This is a genomic window from Candidatus Nomurabacteria bacterium (genome assembly GCA_023898665.1).
Classification (GTDB): domain Bacteria; phylum Patescibacteriota; class Saccharimonadia; order Saccharimonadales; family HK-STAS-PATE-42; genus HK-STAS-PATE-42.
Genome location: CP060233.1, coordinates 68,991 through 93,701 on the forward strand (window position 1 = coordinate 68,991; position 24,711 = coordinate 93,701).

The 24,711-nt window shown below is 39.3% G+C and carries 29 protein-coding genes and 2 tRNA genes; 13 read left to right on the forward strand and 18 right to left on the reverse strand.

All coding sequences use genetic code 11. The features are described 5' to 3' along the window. Window position 1: 1 nt before the first annotated feature. Window positions 2-262 carry a hypothetical protein gene (locus tag H6799_00370; protein USN97550.1) on the forward strand — a complete coding sequence of 87 codons (261 nt, stop codon included), beginning with the start codon at window positions 2-4 and terminating at the stop codon, window positions 260-262. Further along, window positions 243-794 carry an SGNH/GDSL hydrolase family protein gene (locus H6799_00375; protein USN97551.1) on the forward strand — a complete coding sequence of 184 codons (552 nt, stop codon included), beginning with the start codon at window positions 243-245 and terminating at the stop codon, window positions 792-794. The genes H6799_00370 and H6799_00375 overlap by 20 nt, the downstream gene beginning before the upstream one ends. Here the strand turns inward: H6799_00375 and H6799_00380 are convergent. Next, window positions 754-1,524 (reverse strand): hypothetical protein, encoded by a 771-nt coding sequence (locus H6799_00380; GenBank protein ID USN97552.1) that lies wholly within the window; start codon window positions 1,522-1,524, stop codon window positions 754-756. The two genes, H6799_00375 and H6799_00380, sit on opposite strands and share 41 nt — an antisense overlap. 6 nt (window positions 1,525-1,530) lie before the next feature. After that, complete coding sequence (locus H6799_00385; GenBank protein USN97553.1) at window positions 1,531-3,420, reverse strand: alanine--tRNA ligase; 1,890 nt, start codon at window positions 3,418-3,420, stop codon at window positions 1,531-1,533. 37 nt (window positions 3,421-3,457) lie between these two features. Between H6799_00385 and H6799_00390 the strand changes: the two genes are divergently transcribed. Together H6799_00390 and H6799_00395 are read left to right on the forward strand one after the other, a co-directional pair. Then, window positions 3,458-3,886 (forward strand): hypothetical protein, encoded by a 429-nt coding sequence (locus H6799_00390; GenBank protein ID USN97554.1) that lies wholly within the window; start codon window positions 3,458-3,460, stop codon window positions 3,884-3,886. 31 nt (window positions 3,887-3,917) lie between these two features. Continuing rightward, window positions 3,918-4,307 (forward strand): hypothetical protein, encoded by a 390-nt coding sequence (locus H6799_00395; protein USN97555.1) that lies wholly within the window; start codon window positions 3,918-3,920, stop codon window positions 4,305-4,307. Window positions 4,308-4,327: 20 nt separating this feature from the next. Here H6799_00395 and H6799_00400 read toward each other — a convergent pair whose 3' ends face one another. Beyond that, window positions 4,328-4,834 carry a GtrA family protein gene (locus H6799_00400; protein USN97556.1) on the reverse strand — a complete coding sequence of 169 codons (507 nt, stop codon included), beginning with the start codon at window positions 4,832-4,834 and terminating at the stop codon, window positions 4,328-4,330. Window positions 4,835-4,919: 85 nt separating this feature from the next. Between H6799_00400 and H6799_00405 the strand changes: the two genes are divergently transcribed. The 3 genes from H6799_00405 to H6799_00415 are packed head-to-tail and all read left to right on the forward strand — an operon-like array spanning window position 4,920 to window position 6,045. Continuing rightward, a complete protein-coding gene (locus H6799_00405; protein ID USN97557.1) occupies window positions 4,920-5,171 on the forward strand; it encodes a hypothetical protein in 252 nt (83 codons plus the stop codon). 4 nt (window positions 5,172-5,175) lie between these two features. Further along, entirely contained in the window at window positions 5,176-5,826 is a 651-nt protein-coding gene (locus H6799_00410) for a class E sortase (protein USN97558.1), read from the forward strand. A gap of 48 nt (window positions 5,827-5,874) precedes the next feature. Continuing rightward, window positions 5,875-6,045: a hypothetical protein gene (locus H6799_00415; protein ID USN97559.1), complete on the forward strand. Its 171-nt coding sequence runs from the start codon at window positions 5,875-5,877 to the stop codon at window positions 6,043-6,045. Between the two features lie 13 nt (window positions 6,046-6,058). On the opposite strand, the gene H6799_00420 is transcribed toward H6799_00415, so the two are convergent. The 3 genes from H6799_00420 to dnaK all read right to left on the reverse strand — a co-directional run bounded on the left by H6799_00420 (window position 6,059) and on the right by dnaK (window position 8,923). Then, window positions 6,059-6,661 (reverse strand): NAD(P)H-dependent oxidoreductase, encoded by a 603-nt coding sequence (locus H6799_00420; GenBank protein USN97560.1) that lies wholly within the window; start codon window positions 6,659-6,661, stop codon window positions 6,059-6,061. A 4-nt stretch (window positions 6,662-6,665) separates the two neighbouring features. After that, a complete protein-coding gene (locus H6799_00425) occupies window positions 6,666-6,953 on the reverse strand; it encodes a hypothetical protein (GenBank protein ID USN97561.1) in 288 nt (95 codons plus the stop codon). Between the two features lie 68 nt (window positions 6,954-7,021). Continuing rightward, the gene (dnaK, locus tag H6799_00430; protein ID USN97562.1) at window positions 7,022-8,923 is read right to left on the reverse strand and encodes a molecular chaperone DnaK; all 1,902 of its coding nucleotides are present in this window, start codon (window positions 8,921-8,923) and stop codon (window positions 7,022-7,024) included. 182 nt (window positions 8,924-9,105) lie between these two features. Between dnaK and H6799_00435 the strand changes: the two genes are divergently transcribed. Then, complete coding sequence (locus tag H6799_00435) at window positions 9,106-9,933, forward strand: hypothetical protein (protein USN97563.1); 828 nt, start codon at window positions 9,106-9,108, stop codon at window positions 9,931-9,933. Here the strand turns inward: H6799_00435 and H6799_00440 are convergent. The 5 genes from H6799_00440 to H6799_00460 form a co-directional block, all read right to left on the reverse strand. Next, window positions 9,923-10,447, reverse strand: a complete 525-nt coding sequence (locus tag H6799_00440) for a DUF1697 domain-containing protein (protein USN97564.1) — start codon at window positions 10,445-10,447, stop codon at window positions 9,923-9,925. The two genes, H6799_00435 and H6799_00440, sit on opposite strands and share 11 nt — an antisense overlap. A 41-nt stretch (window positions 10,448-10,488) precedes the next feature. Then, window positions 10,489-12,870, reverse strand: a complete 2,382-nt coding sequence (locus tag H6799_00445; protein USN97565.1) for a hypothetical protein — start codon at window positions 12,868-12,870, stop codon at window positions 10,489-10,491. A 274-nt stretch (window positions 12,871-13,144) separates the two neighbouring features. After that, a tRNA-Met gene (locus H6799_00450) sits at window positions 13,145-13,219 on the reverse strand. Window positions 13,220-13,291: 72 nt separating this feature from the next. Beyond that, window positions 13,292-14,101 (reverse strand): ZIP family metal transporter, encoded by an 810-nt coding sequence (locus H6799_00455; GenBank protein ID USN97566.1) that lies wholly within the window; start codon window positions 14,099-14,101, stop codon window positions 13,292-13,294. Window positions 14,102-14,118: 17 nt separating this feature from the next. Further along, window positions 14,119-14,556 carry a hypothetical protein gene (locus tag H6799_00460; GenBank protein ID USN97567.1) on the reverse strand — a complete coding sequence of 146 codons (438 nt, stop codon included), beginning with the start codon at window positions 14,554-14,556 and terminating at the stop codon, window positions 14,119-14,121. Between the two features lie 106 nt (window positions 14,557-14,662). On the opposite strand from H6799_00460, the gene H6799_00465 reads away from it, so the two are divergent. Further along, window positions 14,663-15,382: a CBS domain-containing protein gene (locus H6799_00465; protein ID USN97568.1), complete on the forward strand. Its 720-nt coding sequence runs from the start codon at window positions 14,663-14,665 to the stop codon at window positions 15,380-15,382. Here H6799_00465 and H6799_00470 read toward each other — a convergent pair. After that, complete coding sequence (locus H6799_00470) at window positions 15,372-17,117, reverse strand: hypothetical protein (GenBank protein USN97569.1); 1,746 nt, start codon at window positions 17,115-17,117, stop codon at window positions 15,372-15,374. The two genes, H6799_00465 and H6799_00470, sit on opposite strands and share 11 nt — an antisense overlap. Window positions 17,118-17,204: 87 nt before the next feature. Here H6799_00470 and H6799_00475 point away from each other — a divergent pair, with 87 nt between their 5' ends. Both H6799_00475 and H6799_00480 read left to right on the forward strand, forming a co-directional pair. Further along, window positions 17,205-17,969, forward strand: a complete 765-nt coding sequence (locus H6799_00475; GenBank protein USN97570.1) for an ABC transporter ATP-binding protein — start codon at window positions 17,205-17,207, stop codon at window positions 17,967-17,969. 4 nt (window positions 17,970-17,973) lie between these two features. After that, a complete protein-coding gene (locus H6799_00480) occupies window positions 17,974-19,086 on the forward strand; it encodes an ABC transporter permease (GenBank protein ID USN97571.1) in 1,113 nt (370 codons plus the stop codon). A gap of 19 nt (window positions 19,087-19,105) precedes the next feature. On the opposite strand, the gene H6799_00485 is transcribed toward H6799_00480, so the two are convergent. From H6799_00485 to H6799_00500, 4 genes are all read right to left on the reverse strand, one after another. After that, entirely contained in the window at window positions 19,106-21,343 is a 2,238-nt protein-coding gene (locus tag H6799_00485) for a glycosyltransferase (protein ID USN97572.1), read from the reverse strand. Between the two features lie 57 nt (window positions 21,344-21,400). Beyond that, a complete protein-coding gene (locus tag H6799_00490; protein ID USN97573.1) occupies window positions 21,401-21,664 on the reverse strand; it encodes a hypothetical protein in 264 nt (87 codons plus the stop codon). 151 nt (window positions 21,665-21,815) lie between these two features. Beyond that, window positions 21,816-22,304, reverse strand: coding sequence for a hypothetical protein (locus H6799_00495; GenBank protein USN97574.1), 489 nt, complete (start codon window positions 22,302-22,304; stop codon window positions 21,816-21,818). An 84-nt stretch (window positions 22,305-22,388) separates the two neighbouring features. After that, window positions 22,389-22,464: transfer RNA gene (locus H6799_00500), tRNA-Ile, on the reverse strand. Window positions 22,465-22,538: 74 nt separating this feature from the next. On the opposite strand from H6799_00500, the gene H6799_00505 reads away from it, so the two are divergent. Next, window positions 22,539-23,525: a hypothetical protein gene (locus tag H6799_00505; GenBank protein USN97575.1), complete on the forward strand. Its 987-nt coding sequence runs from the start codon at window positions 22,539-22,541 to the stop codon at window positions 23,523-23,525. Here H6799_00505 and H6799_00510 read toward each other — a convergent pair whose 3' ends face one another. Together H6799_00510 and H6799_00515 are read right to left on the reverse strand one after the other, a co-directional pair. After that, the gene (locus H6799_00510) at window positions 23,526-23,804 is read right to left on the reverse strand and encodes a hypothetical protein (GenBank protein USN97576.1); all 279 of its coding nucleotides are present in this window, start codon (window positions 23,802-23,804) and stop codon (window positions 23,526-23,528) included. A gap of 75 nt (window positions 23,805-23,879) precedes the next feature. Beyond that, on the reverse strand, window positions 23,880-24,188 hold the full coding sequence (locus H6799_00515; protein USN97577.1) for a hypothetical protein: 309 nt from the start codon (window positions 24,186-24,188) through the stop codon (window positions 23,880-23,882). A 133-nt stretch (window positions 24,189-24,321) separates the two neighbouring features. Between H6799_00515 and rpsT the strand changes: the two genes are divergently transcribed. Continuing rightward, on the forward strand, window positions 24,322-24,708 hold the full coding sequence (gene rpsT / locus H6799_00520; GenBank protein ID USN97578.1) for a 30S ribosomal protein S20: 387 nt from the start codon (window positions 24,322-24,324) through the stop codon (window positions 24,706-24,708). Window positions 24,709-24,711: the final 3 nt, after the last annotated feature.

The following is a 24,711-nucleotide window of genomic DNA, read 5'->3' on the forward strand; positions in this document are numbered from 1 at the left end:
GATGTCTTGCCACCCTTTAAGGAGATCGACTGATCAAAAAGTAATCTTACATGCTAGAGCAGAAGATCACCCGCCAGATAAAGTTGAGCTCGAGCAAAGAGTTGCAGCGCCACGAGTCCATGATAGACTCAGCCCACATGGCTCAGTTCGATTACCTAGTGGTGCTATAGTGCCAGCGACATGTCTTTCTGAGTTTATTGGGGATCAATTTGTAAGAGCGGGAGCAGAACTAGACCCAGAGAATGTCAAATTCAGTGATTAGTAATTCTAAATTGATAATAGGTGATAGTAACTCTTTTTTTATTAAGCTTAAAGGCTTTGAGAATCTGTCAGTTCCTGGGTATAGAGTTAATGAAGTTTTAGATAAGCTTAAAGAATTAGATACTGGTGAAACACTAATTATTGGGGCTGGGGTAAACGACACTGCAATTATAAAAGATATTAATGATGGCAATGAAATAAACCCAGATATAGACGATTTTAAGAACACTTACAGAGAATTATTAAGCTTAGCAAAAAGAAAGTTTAAGAAGGTTATAGTTTTAGGCTTGCTAACTTCTACTGAAGAAAAGGTTAAACTCAATGGTGCAGAGATCCAATACCAAAATGAGGTAATCGTTAAGTACAATAAGTTAGTTAAAGAACTCTGTGGTAAGAATAATATTGAATTTGTTGATCTTCTTCCCTATTTTACTGGTAGAGAAGATGAATTATTGGTTGACCACATTCATCCTAATGAAGATGGCAAAGAGATTATTTTATCTTGCCTGAGAGGTAGACTGTACGCCAAGTAAGCCAAACCCAAAACATAGTTAAATAATGTCCGAAGTATCTATTGGTTTTAACTTTAAGATAAGTATTGCTAGACTTAAGGTTTGTTATAACTTTCTCAGATTGTCTTGGAACTATCACCAAATCTGATTTACTATAAGTTATTCTAAGCTTTGTACTTTTGGCAAAATCTAAGTTATTAATTAAATCCACTCTACTCCACTCTTTTTGTATCTGCATAAGAGAGAAGCCCTGTTCTTCGTAACAATCTTTAAGATTCTGAGTTCTTGAGCCAAGCCAAAGCGCAGTAGAAAGTTCAGCTCCAGGACAAACAAAATCTACAAACTTAAGATTAGCGCTTTTTATTCTGTTGGCCGCGTAAGCCGCAACCCCGGTTCCTACGCTTAATCCAACGATATTAATTTCTTTGTAATTATTCTCGTTTAGAATTTGTTGGACTCTTTTTGTGGCTTCTTCACAAACTCTAATGCACTGCTCTTTGGTTTGAATCGGATCTTTAAGCAAAAGAGATCTAGGTGATATAGAATATGTATCCCTACTTTTTGGGACTTGCTTCATGATCCATCTTTGCATTACATCCCCAGATTGCCACGGTACAAACAAAAAAGTTGCTTTAGTATTATTAAGCTTAATTCTCTTTATTACTTTTATAGAATCTTTTGCATTGGTCGGCTTATCAAAATCTGACTTCGCCAAAAACTTTTCTAAAAAGATATCCACCTTAAGCTTCATAGGTATCTATACTAATGCGGCTTTTATGCGGCGGATTCCGACGGATGAGGATTCTTCTTTTAGGATTTTAAACTTTTTGCCTTCTTCGCTTAATTTTCCGGTATGCTTAACATGCGGACCTCCGCAAATCTCGCGTGAGTAATTCTCACCATCTGGATCTCCAACTGTATACACTTTAACCATCTCGCCATACTTATCCCCAAATGCCCCCATTACTCCAGAATCTAGAGCTTCTTTGGTATTTTCTTCGCGCCATGTCATTGGCCAATCTTTTTGGATCTGCTCATTGACCATATCTTCAACTGCCTTGATTTGCTCTGGAGTCATTTTTTCTGGATGTGAGAAATCAAATCTTAATCTTTCTGGGGTTATATTAGATCCTCTTTGGATGACATGATCTCCTAAGATATTTCTGAGGGCTCTATGCATAAGATGAGTTGCAGTATGGTACTTAACAACAATATCAGAGTGGTCTTGAAGACCTCCTTTAAACTGACCGGCAGTTGCAGTGCGAGAGCGCTCGCGCTGTTCTTGCATAGAGATCTCGTATTCGTCACGCCATTTATCATTAAGCTTGTAACCGCGCAGTGCGCACTCCTCTACTGTTAATTCTTGTGGGAATCCGTAAGTATCGTAAAGCTTAAAGACATCTGCTCCGCTTAGAGAATGTTGTCTTGCAACCTTCTCAAGTTCTTTTAAGCCCTTTTGGAGAGTTTGCCTAAAGACTCTTTCTTCTTTTTCTAAAGTGGTTAGAGTATTGTCAAAGTTAGCTATAACTTCTTTATAATCTTCTCCGTAGATTTCTCTAACAACAGGAGCAAGCTGTGATACTAGATTCTGTGATATGCCTAAATCTAGTGCAAACTTAACTGCTCTTCTTACTAATCTTCTTAGGACGTAGCCTTGACCTGTGTTACTCGGCAAGACTCCATCGGTTGCCAACCAAACGGCAGATTTTATGTGGTCGGTTACTACTCTAAAAGCTTTGGTGTTTTCTTCATACCTTTTGCCAGTGATTAATTCAATCTGATCATTAATTGGTTTAGCAAGATCTGTTGCGGATATATCTGGGACTCCTAGTGATGCCATAGCTAAACGCTCCAGGCCTGCGCCCTGGTCAATATTTGGAGCTTTAAGCTTAACAAACTCAGATTCGCTCTCACGCTTGTAGCCCATAAATACATTGTTGCCAATTTCTGTAAATCTTGGACTTTTGCCGGCAGGATGAGCCTTGCCATACTTGATCTCATCTTCATACTCCTCTCCAAAATCAAAGAACATCTCAGAGCAAGGACCGCAAGGATCTCCAATTGGAGTGTTGAGCTCTGGTATTCCTCTGCCCCACCAATTCTCCTTACCTTCATATAAGAATATTCTTCCATCCTCAATACCTCGCCTATTACCCTCTTCCTCTGTTAAGAGTTCGATAACCTTGGCATCGATTCCTCTTTTCTTGAACTCTTCTTGCCACAGGTTAATAGCCTCATCATCTCTTGGAATGCCTAGACTCTCATTACCAGCGTAACAAGTTACATATACCTTATTGATATCAAGCCCAATAACATCAAATAAGAATTCGCAAATCCATGGAATCTGCTCCGCTTTAAAATAATCACCAAAGCTCCAGTTTCCTAGCATTTCAAAGCTAGTTAAGTGCTCGCTGTCCCCTACATCATCAATATCAACAGCTCGGAAGACGACCTGAGAGTCAGAGATTCTCTTTTGGCCATTGGGATATGGTTCCCCCAAGAGATATGGAACCATTGGCTGCATACCAGATCCAGTAAATAAAGTTGTTGGATCATCTTGTGGCACTAAAGAAGCTCTCGGAACAATTAGATGTCCTCTTTCTTCAAAAAATTTTAGATAAGCTCTGCGGATTTCCCTTGCTGTCATTATTACACATTATAACAGAGCTAGGGGAAGATTTGAATTGACCGTAAAGATCAAAGAGTTGTATTTTTTAAGAGTGAACTCTACTCATCAACTTAATGGCTTTGGCACTAGTGCTAGAAATGCATCTAGTCAATTTAATATAGTTTGTATAGCCGAGCACGGAACTACAATTGTGCGTGCAGTCGAGATTTCTAGTGATGCTAGATTTGTTAGCATTCCCAATAAGACTCAAACTGAGTTAGGTCACTCTGCTTGCATTTTAATGACCTGTCCAGGTTGTGGTAGTAAAGAAATTAAAATAAGCCCAGCGGAAGTTGAGTACCTAGCAACTGTAGCCGGGTTCAGGATAATTACTACACCAGAGACATTTGGGCTAAAGCTTGGCAATCCTATTGATACTGATGAAATCATAGGAGTTGTTGGGTCAATCTCTGATTTAGAAAACATAGAACCCTTTATGGATTGACTTTTCAAAGCGTTTATGATAATATCTAAGTATGTCAGATTCAAAAGGAATTAATAAACCAAATAGACCTATACTAACCTCATGTCAAGATGGTGGTGGGGATGTAAGGTTGGAAGTGTCTGGGGATCATCCCACCGTATCTTTGCATGTTAGAAAAGACAGGCTACCTTCCACATCCACCGATATGATAGGTTTTCTTGCATACAGATGTCCTAATTGTAATAAACCGCACACACAGCAATTTATAGGACAAACTGGATTAAGATTAATATCTGAACTTGAAAATAAAACACATGCTGTTGTAGTTGAGTATGATATAAATACTTTTATGGAAGATACTAAGCATGGCCTACCTCCTATAGTTGATGAGGAGGCTGAGATCAGAGCCATATCAAAGCTGTCTCCGGATGATTTTAAGTAATTTGAAGATTAAGGGCTAGCTCAGTCGCGTTTAAAAACGAATTTGCCGTAGGCCCAGAAGCTCCAAAGCATTGAACTTAAACCTGCGACTGCCTTACCCGTAAATATAGTTACGAAGTTCTTACTAAATACTGAATCTAAGCTTAAGGCTTGAACTATTGAGTACGTAAAGTTATGTAGCCAATCTGCATGCAAAACGACAAGATTTAAGACTGTATTGTTAATTCCGTAGGCTCCAATTAAGCTTACGGCTATAAAAGTAGCAACTTTCTTGCCATGAATCGGATTGCCACCATCTCTAAATACAAAAAATCTATTTAATAAGAAACTTGATGTTATTGAGGCTGTGGCAGAGACAGAATTTGCAAGAATAAGCTTAAGAGTTTGATCTGCCTGGACATCAAGAAGTTTAACCATAATCGTAAGCACAGTTAAATCAACCAGCGTGTTCCAAACGCCGACCACAAAGAAGCGCGCAAAGCGCTTTTTAAATACCTTTCTTAGGACTTTTTCTATATGATTTTTCAAGGTGTTTTAGCCTTACATTCTACTTTATTCTTGTCTAATTATTACAGAAAAAGAAAAGTATTGATATATGCTAAACTTAAGCTATATGGAAGAGAAACAGATGAGTGATAAAGAGCTCCAAAAGCTTGGACAAAAGTTAAAAGATTTCTATGAGCTCGGGGGTTATGTCGATAAGTGGAAGGCTCTTAGATTTACGGCTCTTAAAGGAATGGCGCAAGGTTTTGGAATCTTTATTGGTGGTACAGTTGTCGTAGGTTTAGTGGTATGGATTTTAGGTGCATTCGATAAGATCCCACTGGTGAGTAAGTTGGTCGAGGCTTTGCAAAGGTCTGTATAAAGATATGTTGAAAAAGAAGAAAAACTCTCAAACTAGTTTAGAGCAAAGTGAAGTTGAATCTAAAAAAGAAGGTACTAAACTTAAGAAGATTCTGAAAGTTATATTACCTATAATCCCGCTATTAATCGGTTTATATCTTTTAAGTTTAGTCTTCGCTCCAAAGCTTACTCCTTATTTAAACTCTGGAAAGGTTGAAAAAACTTTGAGTGGGACTCTGCCCGAAAAAGGGAATGATCGAGTTTACATCCAAAAGCTTGGAGTAAACGTTAAGCTTAATACCGGTGGAGCGGAAGCTATGAATAATGGAAACGCTTGGCACAGATTACCGGAGCGTGGAGATCCAGTTATGGGCGGAAACTTTATTATTAGTGCTCATAGGTGGATCCGCGGGAATACTCCTCAGGAAACAATTAAACAAAGCCCTTTCTATAATACCGATAGACTGGCTGTCGGAGATTCTATAGTTATTGATTTTGATGGCGCAAGATATAAGTACGAGATTTTTGACATTTTTGATATTAAGCCTGATCAGACAGAAATCGAAGATCCACTTAAAGATGGAGAGGAGCCATATATGACTCTTTATACTTGTACTCTAAAAGGATCGGCTGACGGGCGTGTAGTTATAAGAGCTAGACTGGTTAAGATTGTTTAAACTCTAGCAATTTATTTATAAATACAATTATGAGATAATCTCATGCATATGGCAGAGAAAACAATATCTAGTAACGCTGAAAGGGAGCCCACCAGAACCAGATCTCGAGATGTTAATCACAAGATCGTAGCTCTTGGGTGTATCGCTGGGGCTATTGTGGCATATGACCCAGGAGCAGTATTAGAGTTTTTAGGGTCTATCTTAACACCTAGCAACTAAACCAAATGATTGTCTACATTCCGTGAGGATATGTTTCGTGATCGATTATCCCAGAACCTCTAACTTGCTTTAGTGCTTTAGAGTATTCTACTAAGAGTTTAAGTGCGTAATCTGTACGCTTAATGAGATAATCTTCACGCTTTTCGTCTCTACTGTCGCCTTCTAAGAAGTTGTTAACATCATTGATGACTATTGGCTCTGGTACAAAGACTCCACGAGCGTTCTTGAAGAGGTGTTTTATATCTTCGATAGGGCGGATTCCACCAGTATGGGTTGCTGATACGCCAAATACTAATACTGGCTTATGAGAGAATGAGCTCTTCTCGGACATTAGAATAAAATGTTTCAGAACGGGCGATGCTGCTCCTCCCCACTCTGGAGTAACAATAACTACTCCATCGGAGCTGCTAAGCTTAGCGTATTCATCTGCCATTGCTTTAGCTTTATCGCTCTGTCCTGCCCAGTATTCGTCAGGAACAAAGGTCATGTCGACTTTTCTCAAATCAACAAAGTCTACTTCTACATCACTAGACTTAAGTCTATCTTGGAGCCACTCAGCTATTCTAAAGCTTTGTGCTTCCTCTCTATTACTTCCGTTTATTACTGTTATCTTCATATTATTATTTATCCTCTCCTAAGCTACCAAACATTGAAACTACATTTGAGCCCGGAACTATAGGAGGATGTGAGGCCACGTCTCCAAGTTCGCTAATTATTAGTTGTTCTACTGCATCTGTACCAACTGGTCCAAAAGAAGCCTCATGACCATCTGTTAGCTCTATAGGTAAAATACCTTGTGAAGCCATTAGCGCTGCAATTTCTCCATCTGCAGGGCTAATTGGAGCTGATCCAACCCCAAATGGCATGATTTGTTTTAATCTATCAGTTGTGGACTTAGGCCTATCCATAAATACGGACTCTTGAGTTTAGCAGAAATCCCCCACTATAGAAAGTGGGGGATTTTCTTAGATTAAGCTTAGCGGCTTTCGTCTTCGTCGACTACTTCGGCCTCTTGAGCTTCTTCTTTTTTGTCCTTAGACTCTTCTGATTTTTCGGAGGCTTCTTTTGCAGCTTGTTCGTACATTTTAGTTGCGATTGGTTGGATCTTATCTAAAAGCTCTTTAGCGGCTGCTTCTAGCTCTTCTTTATCTTCTGAGCCTTGCTTCTCTTTAGCGGCTTCGACAGCTTTCTTGATCTCTTCTTTGTCTTCGTCGCTAAGCTTATCGCCCATTTCATCTGGCATCTTTTCTGCTTGGTAGATTGCGTTCTCTAAGCCGTTTTTAGCCTCTACTGCTTCCTTCTTCTTTTTATCTTCTTCGGCATGAGCCTCAGCCTCTTTTTGGGCTTTTTCTATGTCATCCTTACTTAAGTTTCCGGAATTTTGGATTGTAATACTCTGCTCTTTTCCAGTTCCTTTATCTTTTGCAGTTACGTTTAGAATTCCGTTAGCATCGATATTAAATGTAACTTCGATTTGTGGGATACCACGAGGCGCTGGAGGGATTCCATCAAGGATGAATCTACCCAGAGATTTATTACCTTCGGCCATTTCTCGCTCACCTTGCAACACATGGATCTCTACCTGAGGTTGGTTATCTGCAGCGGTTGAGAAGACCTCAGATTTTGAAGTTGGAACTGTAGTGTTTCTTTCGATAAGTTTAGTAGAAACTCCACCCATTGTCTCGATACCTAAAGAAAGTGGTGTTACGTCTAGAAGAAGAACATCTTTTACGTCTCCTTGCAAAACTCCACCTTGGATTGCTGCACCCATGGCAACGACTTCGTCTGGATTTACTCCTTGTTTTGGCTCTTTACCAAAGATTTCTTTAACCTTAGCCTGCACTGCTGGCATACGGGTCATACCACCAACTAGGATGACTTCTTGGATGTCTGAGCTATTAAGCTTAGCATCTTTTAGAGCCTTTTTGCATGGCTCAACTGTCTTTTCGATTAAGTCTTTTACTAGATCTTCGAGTTTAGCACGAGTAAAGTTGTACTCAAAGTTAATTGGACCGTCTTCACCTTGGTCTAAGAATGGTAAGTTAACCTCGTAAGTTTGGGCAGTTGAGAGCTCTTTCTTAGCTTTCTCAGCCTCCTCTTTAAGCCTCTGCATTGCAGTTGGGTTTTTAGTTAGGTCGGTTGAGTGCTCTTTCTTGATTTCATCAACGAAGTGGTTAACAATTCTTAGGTCGAAATCTTCACCACCGAGGTGAGTGTCACCGTTTGTGGACTTAACTTCGAAAACACCGTCACCAAGTTCTAAAATTGAGACATCGAATGTACCACCACCGAGGTCGAATACGGCAACTTTTTCTTCTTTATTGTTATCTAGACCGTAAGCAAGGGCTGCGGCAGTTGGCTCGTTAATTATTCTTTTAACTTCTAGGCCTGCGATCTTACCGGCATCTTTTGTTGCTTGCCTTTGTGAATCATCAAAGTAAGCTGGAACTGTAATTACTGCTTCTGTTACTGGCTCACCAAGAAAACTTTCTGCATCTGCCTTAAGCTTAGAGAGTGTCATTGCAGAGATCTCTTCTGGTGAGTAATCTTTGCCAGACATAGTTACTTTAACACCGTTACCAGACTTAACGATCTTGTATGGCATTAGGTCGATATCTTTTTGGACTTCTTTATCACTAAACTTACGTCCAATCAGTCTCTTCACCCCATAAATTGTGTTTTCGGCGTTAGTTACTCTTTGACGAACAGCAGCAGAACCTACGATGCGCTCTTCTTTACCGTCTTTACCTTTTACAGCTACAACAGAAGGAGTTGTGCGGTTCCCTTCGTTATTGGTAATTATTGTTGGTTTACCAGATTGAACTACAGCCATCGCGCTGTTTGTAGTTCCTAAATCAATTCCGATTATCTTTCCCATAAGTTCATTTCCTCCTTAAACTTATTGTTTTTGACTGCTTTAAGTGTATGTACTTCCAATATTATATGTTAGCACTCTTGGTAGTCAAGTGCTAACTATACATAAGAATATACCAAACTAGCACTCACAATGCAAGAGTGCTAATACGCTGTTAATTTCAATTATAGTTTATAATACTCATTATGCTTTTTAGTGAAAGAAAGAGGATGTTAGAGATTATCAACAAAGAGTCTAGAGGTGAGTCTCTTTGGACTAACGAAATTCCTGATCAACTAAGATATAAGTTCTTGAAATTTGTAGTTGCCCTAGCTAAAGAGAATCTGCCAAGGACATATAACGGCCCCGAAGAAGACTTAGACAAAACAGTAAGGACAATTATTTCAATGGAGCAAGGCAATGAGATACCCAAGTTGTCTTCATATGTTAGAGGATGTTCAGATGAAGAGTTTCCTGACATTTTAGAGGCGACTTTAGTTGCCTTTGCAAGGCTGGCCAGAGGTAATCAGGACACTATTAAAGATAATTATTTGAAATATGTTAACAGGCTTCTAGAGTCTTATCGTATAAGCTATTTAATTGAAGGGGATGAAGTGGTGGAGTTCTCATCAAAAGAACTACACATCTCGATAGTTGCTCCCACCTTAAAATTGCTAGCGTCTGAAAAGAGATTCAACCTCGTCGAAAAAAGTTACCGAGATAGCATCAAAGAACTTACTAATGGTAAGCCTAGTGACTCGATAACTGATGCAGGTACTGCACTACAAGAAATATTGAGGGTACTCGGCTGTAAGGGGGATAACTTTAGCGCACTACTTAAATCTGCCAAGTCAACAATATTAAATGGCTATAATAGTCGATATATAGATGCTATAGATAACTTAGTAAACTGGGTATCTGCAGTAAGGTCAGAATTAGGCGACAGCCACAAGGTTACAGAAGCTGATAAGGATGATGCTTGGTTTGTAGTACATACCGTGGGTATTTTGATTCTAAGGTTGTCTAAGAAATAATCTTACGGACAGTGTTGCAGTTACGTACGGTCATTTTTTTGTAAATGTCTGTTCCGATCATTTTTAAGACTTTGCTTTTTGTGACTTTATCTCTATCGATTCTCCAAATTATTGCTCCAGGTACGTATTTAAAATCTTCGAGATCTTTATCTAAGTTTAGTAACTCTAGAGTCTCTGGCGAATCAACTTCGTCCCACAAAAACATGACATCGCACTTCATCTCAGAATTGTTTTGCCAAGCTTCTGGAATCTCACTAACTATCTTTTTAAGTTTAGCCTCCGTAATTACCAGAACAGGAACACTAAACTTAAATTCCTTTTTAATCCCCTGCTCAATACTTAAGCAAATCTTTTTTATATCATTTTGACTTGATGAGAATATAACATTGCCAGAATTAATATAAGTTTTGACATCAGTGAACCCAAGATCTTCGAATAGTATCTTAAGTTTAGGCATCTCAACCTTAGAGTTGCCACCAACATTTATACCACGTAGTAAAGCAATATACTGCATAGTCTCTATTATATGATCTACTTAATGGTTGCAGAAGACTTTTAACTTCTTTTATGGTTAAGTTTATAGGAGGCATACCGAGACACAAAAACAAATATTAAAGCAACCAAAAGATATTTTATGACTAATCCTCCAGTTGAAGCTAAGGGTGTGGGGTCACTTAAGTTATTGGTTGGATTATTGCCACCAGTGGGTTCCTCTGGGGTAACCGGCATAGGGTAATTATTTGATGAAAAGTTATTTATGTTGTCTTCACCAAGGTCAATCATGTACGCAAGTGGGTCACCAGATGCAAACCCACTATTTACAGTACTATACTCTGGATCATCAGATGGGGCTGCCCCTAACGCATAGTTAGTGAAGACAAGGTCTGAATCTGGGGATATCTCAAAACTTAAGTTTACAGTAATAGAAGACCCAGGCTCTAGGGTGGTATTTGAGCCAGTGAGCCAGCATACCACAATTCCAAGTGTTGTATCAGTTGTTGCTCCAAGACCTGCGGCTGAGGGAGCGGGGCCATATAGACAAGTCAGGTCTGGATCGCCAACATCAATTATTTGAGAACCGGGTAGTGGCCCATCTGCTACATAACCGGATGGGTTTATTAAGTCTTGCGGAACAAAATCATATATTAGCCCTGCTCCGCCTATAGTGCTAAAATTACTTAGATCGGAGGCAGTACTACCGCTGTTAGTATAGGTAATTTGGTAATCTACAATCGAGCCAGGAGCAGATATCTCCTCTGGATTGAGAAGTGTTTTTGTGACAGACATATCAGACCTCGGTATATTAACACCACCAAACTCACTTGTTGCACCAAAGCCATCTGTAGATTGGTCAATTTCGGTAGTAGTCATGGCTAGGTTTGTCACCCCTGTAACATTGCTTAGTGTATTCGTAAAAGACTGAGCGCCAGATCCTAGGGAAGTTATGTTTTGATAACCCAGATAGGTTTCGCCTTCACCGTTGCCTGAAGAATCTTGGGTGGTATTTGAGTAAAATTCGACTCGGTAGTCCCCTGCGGGAACGTCGAGCGCATAAGATACGGTTGTATCACCAGAGACCTCGTTAACTGCCGTGTATATTGGATAGTTCAAGAGTTCATTTGCTCCGGTGTCTAGGTCAAAATGGTCATTGAAGAGAGGATGATTAGCTCCAAGGGAAATTCCTAAGTCACCATTACTAAAGATTGAGTTTCCAAGTATAGAAACTCTTTGAGAAGGGACTAACTCTTCATCCTGATCGGTCATATCCCAGACGTGCACTCCATTCTCACCGTTGAATGCAACCATATTACCCCTAACTACCGAATCTGATGTGCCACCAAGTGAGATCCCGTTTTGATAATTGCCTAAATCTTGTGTGCCAGTGTAGTCAGTTCCAATATAGTTTTTAATGATGTATATATTGTCGCTGAAATCTGGCTGAATACCACCTTGAATCGGACCTGCCCCTCCAGAACCGTTGGCCGAAATTACATTTGCCGCACCGGGTTCATCTCCCCCTATATACATGCTGTGCATATAGTCTATAGTTAGACCGGCAGCGTTATTACCAATTGCAGTTAAGCCGTCCGCTCCTACTCCAATGTAATTACCTTGAACAGTCCAGTTCTCTCCACCAGCCGCAATACCCTGTGAGTCCAAACAACTTGGGCAGCCCTGACCTGAAATTATGTTTCTATCCTCCGGGTTTAGGCCGCCGATCAAGACATTTGTCGAACCATTTTGTTGATTACTGTCTAAGTTGCCCCATATGCCCTGTTTATAGTTTCCTCTGTCCAGCAAACCAGTTGGGTCTACACCTATGTAGTTACCTTGGATATTAATATTTGTTGAAGTATCTAATACACCGATACCTGAAAACTGGAAACTATTTATTACTAAGCCCTTAATAGTAACGCCATCCGTCGCACTAATGTCAAGTGCATCAACTACCCCTGCTCCAGTCCCATCCAACTCAATCAACAACGTACCATTAAGGGGGTTAGGAGCTATAGCAGTATTAGCCTGTGATCCTGGTTGGGAGTAGCCGTCTATGGTGAGGGTTTCTGTTATTTGAGGTAGTGCAGATTGAGGAGAGATGGTGTAGCCATTTTGAGAGTTGTTAGTGAAGTCTGGAGTACCTGAGATATTAAAGAGAATGGTTGAGGCATCAGGATCTGAGTTAGCTTCTTGAATAGCTGCTCTTAGGGTACAGTTGCCATCTCCATCATCACAGGTTCCATCGCCAATGTTTGCATCTGCAGTATCTAGAGTGGAGTCTACGGTTATACCATCTGAGAAGTCATTATCAAGAGCAGAGACATTCTTGTTTTGTCTAGATAGAGCTAGGGAGAGGAAAGAGCCGAGAATTAGAAATCCGGTGAGAAAAAGAAGTTTAAGTTTTTTAGAAAGCATGGATTTTTTTAAAGATATATACATGTTTTTTAGTTAAGTCTAAATCTAGGCTTATTTATATGTATGAATAATTATTCATACATATATTAAGCTTATGGTTAGGATTTTAACATGTTATGGGGGGGTGGGCAATAAGTGTTTAATCCTTAGAAATGTTGAACATCCAGGTTATGCCAAACTTATCTTTGACGACTCTGAATAAGTCAATTCTATTTAGTAGGCGGGAATGGGTCAGGGTAGCAGCCAAGACAAAAAAGAGACTGAATGTAATATTCAATCTCTACCTGTTATTCTAACTTGGTTGCGGAGGCAGGACTCGAACCTGCGACCTCGTGGTTATGAGCCACGCGAGCTGCCGCTGCTCTACTCCGCGTTAAATGGCTAAGGTTAATTTTAGCACAAAAATGGAGTTTTTTCCATAGTAATTAATCTTTAAACTTAAAGCTTAGTTATGATCATGATGAGATGAATCTGAGCTATGGTGACGGTCTACACCTTCAATCTTGCCGTGTAGATAGTTAGAGATTAAGCCTACAGACAGAGCTCCAAATATAAGAAGTGCTGCGCTTAAGTTTATGGCTTTTTTTGAGGATTTTTCGTGGATCTCTGGAATGATGTCACTGACTGCAATATAGATAAACATACCAGCGACAAGACCAAGGAGAGGAGCGGTATTAAAATCGTGATTTTGTCCTACTGTAAACACAAGCACTGCGGCAACAACGGCAGCAAAAGCGCTAATTAAGTTTACAATGAGAACTCTTTTTCTTGCCATTCCCTTACTTAAGAGAAGTCCAAAATCGCCAACTTCTTGTGGGATCTCGTGTGCTGCAACTGCAAGTGAGGTTATAATACCGGCTTCTGGAGAGACTAAAAATGCTGCACCAATAGCAAGACCATCTATAAAGTTATGCAGAGTATCACCAAAGACTATCATCGATATTTTAGGATCGTTATGATGTTCATGCTCGTGTGGGTGGTGATGATGGAACCAGCTTAAGAACCTCTCTAATAGAAAGAAAAGTATAATACCGATTAGTGCAAAAGTTAACCCTTGTTCGTATAAGCCTTGCTCACCTGCTTCTTTTAAAAGGTCTAGGAAGGCTGCTGCGAGAAAAGTCCCTGCAGCAAAAGGTGCTCCATATTTTGCAATAGATTCAGCTCTTGAGCGCTTACTAAGCAGAAGCACTCCCCCCGCAAGTGAAAATATACTGCCTATGGTTGAAAAAAGTAAGACTTGATATATGCTAGTCATTTTTCTTTTTGTATTATTTATTGATTTATTAACCTGCGTAGTTCTTGTAGCTCAGAGAAAATGTTATTAGACTTATCTTTTGGAGCCGGTAAATCTTTTATTATTAATACTTTTTCTCCATTTGCCGCTAGATTGAAATTCTCTTTTAGTGCTTTTTCTTGATACTCTTTTGAGGAATAATAGTTTTTTTGAAGAGCAAGATTCTTATTGGCTTCTTCAAGTAATTGGGCTTTATTTTGTAGTGTCTCTAGTTTTGTTTGGAGTTTTTGATTATGCCTAATTGCCACTCCAGTATTCCAGACGAAATAAATACTAAAGAATATAACAATATAATTTATCCAATTACTTCGAGATGTAGCCTTCTTAAGCTTGGCTTTAAACTCAGATGAGTCAGTATCTTTTATACTCGATACGGTGGGAAAAGAGTCTAAACTAAGATTTTTAGTGAACTTCATTTTTTTGATTTTTATTTTTAGTAGATCTTCAATTTGATTATAACATGACTATCAAACTGTTAAAGCGCATTTGTTTAAAACTAAGGTATAAGGTATAACTTGAGCCATGAATCAAAGTAATGGCGAAAAAGAAATTTTGAGAATTTATAACGAACTTGACAAGTTCTTTAGAACTTCTATTGGGCAAGATGAAGTGATTGATCATGCGGCAGTTTTACAAAGAATTTCTAGGATTAATCCCGAGGTTAACAGATATACTTATGAGCTTAGGTCTTTTTCTAAATTAAGGAACATGCTGGTCCATGATAGTAATGGGGCTAATCAAATGCCCTTGATTGAGCCCACAGAGTTTGCAGTTAAGAGATACCAAGAGCTTGCCGATTTGATTATGAAGCCAAAAAGAGCTCTTAATATTGCTGTTCGAGCAAGCCATGTTTTTACAGTGAAATTAAGTGATCACGCTACTAAAGTTATGGCCGAAATGAATAGAAAGACTTTTACCCATGCTCCAGTTATTCAAGATGGGAAGATGATCGGCGTGTTCAGTGAGAATACTGTCTTTGCATATTTAGTGAAAGAGAAACAAAGCTTAATTGATGAACAAACTACAATTGGAGATTTTAAGGATTTTATTGGCTTTAATGATCATCCTAGCGAAAAGTTTGTTTTTGTATCATCAAACTCAACTGCAATGGAAATTCGCGAGATGTTCAGTGAGGCTGTTAAGAATGGAGTTAGGATCGGGATGATTTTTGTAACAGCAAATGGTAAGCCAAAAGAGAGTTTACTCGGAGTGATTACTGCCTGGGATTTAGCTAAGGCTTAATTCGGTGCTTTTTCTTACCTGTATGGTCGCCCGCTCTTATTCGGAGTTTTTCTCGCCTCAACCTCAATAACTCGATCTCTGTCTGGAATTCATTACTACCCCCTATCATCGTGAATATCGGAGATTTCGTCGCTAGGTGAGTTTCTTCGCCATTCGTCATCCAATCTTTAACTTCCATTACAGAGAACCTCTCATGAATCTTTCTAAACGTGCCCTTATATGTGTAGCCAGCCAGCATACCATTAACCGTATCAATTAATCTTTGTCTTGCAACCCTTAATCTGGCTGTACTTCCAATAGTATCGGATTCTTGGCCAGGCTCGCCTCTATGATTAATAATCCCCCATGGGAAAGTTATATACTCTCCAAATGGCTTAAGCTTTAGTCCTAGATTCACCATTGCTTCGGCAACATATGCAGCCATCTCGTCTGCTTCGGTATATGTTTTTGGAGCTTCAGTGTAAAACGGCCATGACTCAATGCTCGTTATCAACGATAACTTATCAGGTATACGAGGGTCGTGGCCCGCATCTTCTATCCTGCATGTTATATGATCCGGATCACCCTTAAGAAGTCTTTCCCTTTCTCTTCTAAACATACCTGTTGCCTTAGCCTCTTCATCCATACCAAGTTCAGCTTCATGAGCTATAACTTTTGGATCTAGCATATCCAGACTCATAAAACGTGAGGGACAAGCATGTCCGTGGGTTACGGCAAAAGCTGCGGCCTTGTTCGCAATGGCCACATAAAATTTTCCAATTTTCTCAGGATCGAACCTATATACTCGAGTTGATTCTGCTTTAATTTGGTAAGCTTCCTTTCTATATTGATTGGCTGTATCACTATCTCCCTCCCTTTTTGCAAGTTTAGCCAGTTCAAAGAGATAGCCAACCTGCTCAGACACCTTTGGGTCTACTATTATTCTGCTTGTGTTCGTAATTTGTTCAGCAGCAGTAGTTCCAGATAGAGTATCGTTGAAAGCATCTACTCGCCATCTTCTTTCTATAGGTATGTATTTCTCGTCTTCCACCTTCATATTCATTCTTTCGGCTACAGCCTGTAATGAGGAGGATCCATAATCTCGCCGGTCTTCTCGATCAATAATTTGAGTAGCATTATGACCGAGATATATTAACGAATGTCTAATATAATCCTGGATCCTTAACCGATCACCAGATAGTTCGAGAGGAATTGTCGCTAAAGAAATTTGAATGTGCGAAGTAAGAGTTCGATAGAATTCGGTGCCTCTTGCTCCATGTTCGGCATGAATTATGTTTGTCATCTGACTATCAGCATCGATGTTCTCCCCTATCTCAAAAACTCCTTCGAGTGTTAGCCCCGTGATTAAAGAAGCTAGGTCTCCACATTTTCGAAACCATATTGACCTACGTGCCTCAGGATATATCCCAAAAGATGCTCCAATATCTAAAGCTATTATTGCTTCATGAGGGTAGGTCTTCCACATGACTTCTCTCAATTGTTTAAATCTATCAAGAAATACTGGTACTCTCAGCCAAGCATATACATCACTTGCACTCACTAAAGCGCTGGCACTAGTATCGGCCGGATCTCGCCTTGCTTCATCGCTTGCTTTTTTGAGGTCACCAAGATTACAAACTGACAATAGATCAATTGAGTCTCTTAAGTGGTTCACATAGGTAGGGTTTAGACCAAGCTGTTCAGAGCTAACCAGCCCAGAACCTTGTTCGGCAACAATTGATCTTAACAAACTCATATTCTTTAGCCATAGATTTTAACACTCTGTCAACCTGTTAACCAAAAGCACTTAGCCTCGGAATTATGATCTGCTACACTTAAAGTTATGAAAAATGATGATGTTATTATGCAGGTTAAAAACCTGACAAAAATTTACGACAAAAAGAAGGTAGTTAACGGAATTGATTTTGAAGTTAAGAGGGGCGAGATTTTTGGGATCTTAGGTCCAAACGGAGCTGGAAAGACTACAACTCTTGAGATGCTAGAAGCTCTTAGACAAATTGATGGCGGCGAGGCACTACTTGATGGAGTTAATGTGGCGAAAGATCCTCAAAAGATTAAAGCCTTAATCGGAGTGCAGCCTCAAACTCCAGCATTTGCCGAGAAACTTAAGCTTACAGAAATTATTGACATGTTTGCTGCAGCTTATGGAGAGAAAGTAAATGCTAAAGAATTCTTAAGAGATGTTGATTTAGAAGAAAAAGCCAGTGCTTACTCTGAGAATTTATCCGGAGGACAGAGACAAAGGTTAAGCATTGCGGCAGCGTTAGTACATGGACCAAAGGTCTTCTTTTTAGATGAGCCTACTACAGGGCTTGACCCTCAGGCTAGAAGAAATCTTTGGGGATTAATTGAGGATGTCAGAAAAAAAGGTGTAACTGTCATTATGACAACTCATTATATGGACGAGGCTGAACTACTTTGTGACCGAATTGCCATTATGGATAACGGAAAAATAGTTGCTCTAGATACACCAAAGAATTTGATTAAGAATCTACTAAAAAAAGGATTTAAGAAGGAACAAACTGTTGAGCAGGCTAATTTAGAAGATGTCTTTATAGACTTAACCGGGAAGGATTTAAGGGATTGATTTTATGATTAAAAAAGAATTATTTACAATCTGGGTTTTTGCAAAGTTAGAAACTTTTAGAACATTTAGAGATAAAGTTGCTCTGTTTTTTACTTTTGTCTTCCCTTTAATCTTCTTGTTTATTTTTGGGGGAATTTTTGGAGGTAATAACTCCGTTAAGTTTAAGGTGGCAGTTTTGAATGAATCTAAGAGTGATTTTTCGCAAGGTTTTGTTAAGCAACTAACAGAAGATGAAACTTTTGATATTGATAAAGAATCTACTAGCCTAGATCTTGCTAAAGCTAAGATGGATCGAGGGCAATTAGACGCCACTATAGTTCTACCCCAAAACTTTGGTGAAAAATCAGGAAACAATGCTTACCCAAGTGGTGAGGCTCAAGTTATTTATAACCAAAATAATGAGCAGGCTGCCACAACCCTCACTTCTGTTTTAGGTGGAGCATTTGAAAAGGTGAATGCTGGCTTTGTTAAGTCGGAGACTCCCTTCAGCGTAAAAGCTATATCTACCGCAAAGGAAGGTCAGCGAAGATTTGACTATACTTTTGCTGGTCTTGTGGGATTCTCTATCCTGGGTTTAGGTATTTTTGGGCCGACTACAGTATTCCCACAAATGAAGCAAAAAGGAATTTTAAAAAGACTTCACACTACTACACTTAAGGTTAGACAGTACTTTATTGCGAATGCTCTTTCATCTTCAATTATAGGAATAGTCTCTGTTGCAATGATGTTTGTCGCAGCAAGAATATTCTTTGATCTCAATATGAATGGGGACTATTTAAGCTTAATGGCAATTGTTGTTTTGGGGACTATCACCTTGTTCGGAATTGGTCTCGCGATTGGTGGCTGGGCAAAAAACGAGAATCAAGCAGCGCCACTTGCTCAGATAGTCACATTCCCGATGATGTTCTTAAGTGGGGTCTTCTTCCCAAGGTTTGCAATGCCTGAGATATTACAGAGAGTTTCCTCATTCTTCCCTCTTACTCCAGTAGTGGACGGCGTAAGATTAATTGTTACTGAAGGAAGAACTATTTTTGACCTTGGCCCACAGGTAGGGTTGCTAGCAGCATGGATAGTAATAATCTATACCATCGCGTTTAGAGCGTTTAGGTGGGAATAGAAATGTTATTTAATAAATTCTAATTGATAGTTTGGTTTACTAATTTGTACTCATCGACAAAGTGCTTATCAAATCTATTAGACTTAACCAGTTTGTAGCGAGGATCCTTTTTTATTTTAAACTCAGGGTCTTTCTCCCAGTGTAGGTGGTAAACGGTACTAGCAAAGACGTCGTCTGTCGAGCTGACTCTGCTGGTACTAAATCTCAAAGGAGCATAACCACCGTACGGACCAAGCTCTTCTTTTGAGTAAAAACGTAGGTCACAATCTTGGTAGTAATAAGAAGAATCGATGTAAGCAAATGGATCTTCTGCTACTATAGTTGCGCTAGAACAGTCTCCAATGCTTTCTCGAATAATTTTTGAGTTTGGTTTGTTTAAGCTCTGGAAGTTGTAATTTCCTGTTTTGCTCAAATTAGTCACTCCGGAGATTAACAAACCCAGTGATAAGAATGTCAGAATTATTGAGCTTAAGTGCTTACCATTGCGCCAGGCGGAATCAAGAGTTATACCAATAAGTGCATAGCCAAAGATAATAAAGTGTGCTAAGTATCTCTCCATAAAATATGGCTTTAGTGGAGGTATAGAAATAACTGCAAAGAATAAAATTGGAACCAGAAGAATTGATAAAAATAAGTTAAGACCGTTCTTTTCTTTTTTTAAAGCTTTAGAATAGTTATGAGAAATTAGTTTCACTAAAATAATAAAGAAAGTTAGCAGCAACAAACTGAGAACGACTGATATTTGCCATTCTGGCTCGTAACTTATGACAAAGCTTAAGATTCTAGTTAACTCTTTAAATGTAACTGGAGAGGTTATACTTGGAAGAGCCGAATGCTGGAATTGCCCGATAAGTGTAGGGACGTATGGAGCAAAAAGTAAGCCCGCAACTCCAAATGCAATTACGAATTTTTGCTTTAGCAACGAAGGTATTAAAGAGACTTTTGTTTTGGAGTTCTTTACATCTCTAATGTATGAAGAGACTAAATAAAGTCCATGAGCAAGCCAAACAACTATACTCATATAAAGTGTATAGAGACCTAGAACTACTAGTGCTGAATATAGCAACCAGTGCTTAAGTTTATCTGATTCTTTTGCTTTTACTAAAACATATGTAGCGAGTATGCATATGAGCATGACCATTGAGTACATACGGATCTCAAAACTATAGCGCATTAAGAATGGGGAGATAATTAGGAATGGTAGTGAAATAACTGCCGATGAAGGTCTAAAGACTTTTTTAATTAACACAAACATAGCACTTAAGCTTAGGGCTGCAAAAACTGCGCTTAGAGATCTTAATGCCAATTCGCTGTAGCCGAGTATAGTCGCCCACCCCTTTAGAATTAGGTAATAAAGTGGAGGATGGGCATCGACTGCTGTTAAACTTAGGAGATCTGAGACTGGCCTTTTAGCGAGTGTAATTGAATATCCTTCATCAAACCAAATACTCTGCTTTAAACCAATGTGCATAGAGAGCAAAAATACACCAATCATCGAAAACATCAAAATTGCTTTATAGTGTCTGTTAGCAAATCGGCCCCATGATTCTACTCTAACTAAGATTACATCAGCCAAGGTTTTGAACCCGGCCCCCATCAAGCCGTCCCCCCTCAAGCCCTCTTCCCGCTCTTCTTGCCAATCAGAAATCTCTTGTTGAGTGATTTTTAATTTATTTTCTTTTGCTAACTGGAGCATCTCTATATCGAACCCCCAGCCGTTGAGGCGCTGCCTCGTAAAGACTTTTCTTGCGGCATCTTTTTTAAAACCTTTGTAACCGCACTGAGTATCTCTTATTCTTGGGAATAGCAGAACCCTTGTTATTAAATTACTCCCTATAGAGAAAAGTGTTCTTAGTTTACCAGGATGTATTTTGCTAAGTCTTCGGACTCCAACGACTACATCACTTTCGCCTCTCAGGCTTTGAACTGTCTTGGTGATATGATGGAGCGGTGTAGCAAGATCTGCATCCATGAATATCTGGACATCACCTTGGGCATTGTCAAAACCGATTCTTACGCTTAAGCCCTTACCTCTTTTATGACCTGGATCAATAACTTTAAGTTTTTCGAATTTAGAAGAAAGTTTTCTAGCAAGTACTGCAGTATCATCGGTACCCGATGCAATCACTATTACTTCCGTTACCCCTAAAACTTTTCTTTTTTTATACAGGTAATTAGCGAGCTTTTGGAGAGTGGACTCAATAACCACAGACTCATTGTAGGCTGGGATAATGATACTGGTATCGATCTTGGGCATTGTCACCTTTTAATCCCATTCTTTTTTATATTTATAATTTCTAATTATAAATCATCATTAAAGCTGAGGGAAGCCGAGGTTCTCTATAATCTCATCCCCAAACCACCCAAGCCCATGGTGTTTATCTATATTGTCTAGATAAACGTTAAAGAGCTGATTTGTGCCAGCTAAGTGAGTGCGACGCACTTTCCTTAGATCGAAAGAGACTGGATGTAAGATGGCCATAGTATCCCTTGCCTCTTGAACAGGAATCGGCCCACCTAGTACATCTACCGTAATCCCAAATTTTCTTGCCCGAGCAATCACAAAGTCTTCTGTCATTGCTACTATGGTGTCTACGTCTGGAAAATGGTCAAGTTGGTCCCCTTCAATTTTCTCTGGCTGAATCGGCCCAAAGTAATGATCTATCTCTTCTGTTACACGTATCTCTTCTGCTGATATGTTTCCATCCCCAAAATAATCAGATATGGAGCTAACTGCGTAGCCATAGGCAGCTCTTAGGACAGCTTGAAAGCCTCTCTCTTGTTTTTTTGTCCTCTGCTATTGAAGTTAGTCTAGATATTTCCACACATCTTGGAATATCCACCGAACAAAGCAAGGATGGGAAATACTCCTCCATAGGTAAAGACTCCTCTAATGTTCCATGGACAAGTCTGGCTGTTGCAAATAGGCTGGCCGCCCTTTTGCCGACACGCTCCATTACAACAATCCTTTCTGACCTGTGATCTAAGGCTCGAATTCTTGCAAGATCCTCCTTGCAGTTAGCAATGATGCCTGCCTGCTGATAACTAACCTGCACAAGACGTACGGCTGCCTCATCCTCAACAGGAAGTAGGAGTCCGCTTCTGCCTGGTTCGTCTGGTAGCCTCGATATAGCGACACCAAATTTTACGTTATTTGGTGCTCCATCAAAAAAGTCTGTCTCAATTACTATCTCCGAGGGTTTAGAATTATAAGTCATTAGTCTCTTAATACCCAATTTAATCTATGGTATCTAATCTAAAATAAGCCTAGACCCTCAGCTAGGCTTTATAGCTAGGTAAAATGGTGGGGGCGGTAGGATTTGAACCTACGACCAATCAGTTATGAGCCGACTGCTCTAACCCCTGAGCTACGCCCCCATTAAGTTTAATTATAACTCAATTACCTCTGTTTTTTGAAGTTTAGTAGGCTAAACTATTGTAGAATTAGATATATGGAAACAGAACAGAAGAGATCCTCAAAAAAACTACTGGGTTTAATTTTAGTGACATTATTATTTATTTTGGGGATTGTTGCTTGGAATAATAAGTGGGAAATTCATGATAGATGGGTTTCGCAGAGTTATAAATCTACCCAAGACTCCGCTGAAGTTTTGAATAATCTTCAACTTACTTCAAAGGGAGATCTGGTATACCGAGCTAGCTTAACTGAGGTTGATGATAAAGATAATTTTAGAGAAAAATGCCCTGTGCAAGCTTACGAACAGGCCAGTGTCTTGGGATGTTACGGAAATAGAAAGATCTACGTTCTTAAAGTAGATGAACCTAAACTTAACGGAGTCGAAGAAGTCACCGCAGCGCATGAGCTCCTACATGCAAAATTCGAAAGAATGGATCCTTCTGAGAAATTAAAGGTTGGGAGACTTGTTAAAAGCTTAAGGTCTAGAACAGAAGACAAAGAAACTAGAGATCTTGTGAGAAATTATGAGAGCAAACTTGGGCCAGGTGAGGAGCTGAATAATGAAATGTTCGCCATCTTTGGCACTCAGCTTAAAGATGTTGGGAGTGAGCTTGAGGATATTTATTCAGAATATTTTAAGGACAGGAGTGCGATTGTAGACTATTACCTTGCTTATAGCTCTGAATTTAAAAGAATAAACTCTGTTATAAAAGAATACGACAAGAAACTAAGTGACTTAAGGGACCAGAAAAATAATCTAGAAGTAGAGATTAATCTTTTAAGTCTTCAGCTTGATAGAGAAAAAGATTCGATTGATTATTTGCAAAACAGTGACAGCCAAGAAGAATATCAATCTGCTGTAGAAGAATATAACTCTAAAGTAAAAATTTTTAACTCTAAAGTAGAAGAAATTAAGTCTATAATCGGTGAATATAACAGCATTGTTGAAAAAAGGAATACTGAGGCTCTTGCTGCAAAGGGCTTAGCAGATAAGCTTAACGCAAATGTTGAAGAACGCTAGTTAATCACCAAAGCCCAATTCTTCGTGAGGCTCATCATCAAAGTTATGATTCACAGGTGGTCTAGTAGCTAAAGCTCCTGCTGCCTTCATCCTAACGCTTCTTGCATAGCCTGAGCTACTTCCCTTTAAAGCAGCGAGCTCAGCATCACTTGGTGGTCTATTGGTTGGTCCTGCTGTATGTCTAGGAGAAGCGGCAATTGCGACCTTTTTCTCTTGCCCGCTCGGATCCGCGAGATCGAGTTTAGTCTCGTCTAATGTGTCTTGTCTTTCAATTGTCATGTTTATTGATTAAATAATTATCTAAATTGTTTAGATGTGCATAATATACACTTTTTATTGGCTTTATACAACAATCTAATTTGTATAGTCCTCTAATAGGTCATATTTACTCACAAAATGCTGTGCTCTATCAAAAGCTTTTTGTGAGGCAAGAGGATTAGGTAATAATACAGCATAAACAGTAGTTGCAACTTTACCAGCTAATTCAATCCCTGGTGTCCCTTGCATATCACCAATCGGTCTAGAGGTCTCAATTGAATCGTATACTGATCGGACAGCTCCACCTTTTTTCAAAATAAATGATATATCCCTTGCCAGTTCGGGCCCCGAGCTCGATCTCCCTGGAATACTTAAGTTATCATTATAAAAACCACGTAATGCCATATTCGCTCATATAATATCATCTTGTACTGTTAAAGTCAATACTAAAATGTTTGAATAATACTTTCTACCCTGTTATAATATAATGAGCAAGTAAATATAAAATAAGGTCTACGGATCATAAGAAGGAATAGTAATGCCAATAATTAAATCTGCAAAAAAACGAGCTAGACAAACTCAAGTTCGTGAAGCAAGGAATAGACTAACTAAAAAGAACATGCGTGAGGCTATTAAAGCCCTTCGTGAAGATGCAAAGAATGGCGGGAAGAATGCTGCTGAACTATTCAAAAAGGCTCAGGCAACAATTGATACTGCCGTTAAAAAGAATGTTCTACATAAGAATACTGGCTCTAGAAAAAAGTCTAGACTTAATGCTGAGCTAAAAGCTATGGGAGTTAATCCTCAAGGAGCTAAGAGTACGACTAAAGCTAAGACCTCTAGCACAAAACCGGCAGAAAAGAAGCCTGCGGCTAAAAAGCCAGCTACTAAGGCTGCTGCAAAAAAAGCTCCTGCTAAGAAATAGATT